General features: G+C 54.5%; 1 protein-coding gene. It reads left to right on the top strand.

Going from position 1 to position 664, the window contains the following annotated elements; translation table 11 throughout:
• Window positions 1-248 precede the first annotated feature (248 nt).
• Entirely contained in the window at window positions 249-587 is a 339-nt protein-coding gene (locus AM629_RS24925; protein WP_235525590.1) for a group II intron maturase-specific domain-containing protein, read from the top strand.
• The last annotated feature ends 77 nt before the right edge of the window (window positions 588-664 follow it).

Below are 664 nucleotides of genomic sequence, written 5' to 3'. Positions count from 1 at the left end.
GCAATATCTACGTGAGCAGCCGGAAAGCGTGCGAACATATACTGAAGGATATCAGTGAGTTCCTTGAGAACAAACTGAAGCTGAAGGTAAATGAGAAGAAGAGCGCGGTGGCGCGCCCATGGGAGCGAAAGTTCCTGGGGTACAGTGTGACATGGCACAAACAGACGAAGCTGAAGATAGCGCCGGGTAGCGTGAAAAGGCTGAAGGATAAAATCCGCAGCCTGACGACGGGAAACCGGAGTCAATCAGTGAAAGCGACGATCGATGAACTGACGCCAGTGCTGCGAGGCTGGATAAGCTACTTCAGACTGACAGAAGTCAGGGGAATACTGGAGGAGCTGGACGGGTGGATCAGACGGAAACTGCGTTGCCAGCTGTGGCGGCAGTGGAAGAAACCGCGAACCCGTGCGAAGCTGCTGCAAAGAGCGGGCCTGAGTAAGGATCGTGCAAAGCTCTCAGCATATAACAACCACGGAGCATGGTGGAACTCGGGGGCCAGTCACATGAATCAGGCAATAAAGACAGCGTGGTTCAGAGGGCATGGCTTAATATCACTGGTGGAACAGCAACGGCAGTTCCAGCGTTAACATGAACCGCCGTATGCGGAACCGCATGTACGGTGGTGTGAGAGGACGGCGGGAGTGATCCCGCCTCCTACTCGATC

The sequence above is a fragment of the Photorhabdus heterorhabditis genome (assembly GCF_001280945.1).
GTDB lineage: Bacteria > Pseudomonadota > Gammaproteobacteria > Enterobacterales > Enterobacteriaceae > Photorhabdus > Photorhabdus heterorhabditis.
Note: the sequence above shows the minus strand (reverse complement) of the source record. Positions and strands in the feature narration are given on the sequence as shown.